This is a genomic window from Peribacillus sp. NPDC056705, from assembly GCF_043656335.1.
In genome coordinates this window covers 1-1,235 of record NZ_JBHTYI010000220.1, presented here as the reverse complement: position 1 = coordinate 1,235, position 1,235 = coordinate 1, and the positions used below count along the sequence as shown (strand labels likewise).

2 protein-coding genes are annotated in these 1,235 nt (G+C 54.1%); one reads left to right on the top strand and one right to left on the bottom strand.

What is annotated here, in order from left to right; translation table 11 throughout:
* Nucleotides 1-88: 88 nt before the first annotated feature.
* Nucleotides 89-472: a hypothetical protein gene (locus ACFRAK_RS29105; RefSeq protein ID WP_394573214.1), complete on the bottom strand. Its 384-nt coding sequence runs from the start codon at nucleotides 470-472 to the stop codon at nucleotides 89-91.
* A 43-nt stretch (nucleotides 473-515) separates the two neighbouring features.
* On the opposite strand from ACFRAK_RS29105, the gene ACFRAK_RS29100 reads away from it, so the two are divergent.
* The coding region (locus ACFRAK_RS29100; protein WP_394573213.1) for an S-layer homology domain-containing protein at nucleotides 516-1,235 on the top strand (720 nt) is incomplete at its 3' end.

Here is a 1,235-nt window from a genome sequence, read left to right as displayed (position 1 = left end):
GTGGAGACTTCTATGCGCCGCTGGAGAAGGCCTATAATGAAGGGCGTGTGAATCTGCTCTATATCCCTGACTATGAAGTATTCTCGAACTATGTGAAAAAGGTAGGGACGATCACAGCCGAAACCTCAGCGGTCGAAGGACGAATCGTCGATTTGAAGGGCGCAGCGCTTCCAGAGGAACCGGGCACCCCTGGTAATCCAGGCAACCCAGGCAACCCGGAAAATCCAGGTAGCCCAGGACCGTCCACGCCGCCAACCAATCCGTCAACTCCTTCCAATCCTGGTCCAGGAACCCCCGTTCCTGTTGAACCGGGTAAGGTGAAGGTACAGGCAAAGGTAGAGAATGGAGCAGCAACAGGCAGTGTTACCGGAGCAGCGATGAAGGAAGCTCTGAAGCAGCCTGCCAATGGAAGAGTCACAATAGAGGTAACCAGCACGCAGCCATTCGAATCTTCAACAATTACGCTGGACAACGAAGCGCTCCGAGCATGGATTGCTCAGAATCAAGCGCGGGTGTTGGCGGTAGTAACGCCATACGGCAGCTATGAGCTTCCGCAGAATGCGGTCAATCTGCAAGCGCTGGCAGCTCAGGCGGGTGCAGATGCAAGCAGCCTTCAGCTTGTGATTCAGATTCATCTGGATGCTGAGGCACTTAAACTAGCGGCGTCCAAAGGCCATCGTGCATTGCAGGCAGTGAACTATACCGTCACTGTGAAGTCCGACAATGGCAAGACGCTGACGCTGGATACGTTCAACTCCTACGTGAAGCGTACGATCAGCCTTCAACCTACAGAACGAACATCTAGTCTCGCAGTGGTACGACTGGATGGCCCAACGGGAAATGTCTATACTCCGGTTCCATTCAAGGTGAACGGACAAGGAGTAGATATTTATAGCCGCTCTAACAGCACGTATCTGGTGCTGCAACATGCGGTTACATTCGAGGATATCGCATCGCATTGGTCGAAGCAGGACGTGGAATCCCTTGCGGCCAAAATGATTGTCAGCGGCCGTTCGGAACATGCGTATGTTCCGAGCGCTCCGGTCACTCGGGCAGAGTTCACGGCACTTATAGTGCGTGCTCTGGGCCTGTCTTCCACTACAGGAACAGCTTCCTTCCAGGATGTAGCCTCGACCGACTGGCACGCAGGAACGATTCAGGCAGCGGTTCAAGCAGGTATCGTCAATGGATATGCGGACGGTACGTTTAGTCCGGGCCAGACGATTACCCGCGAA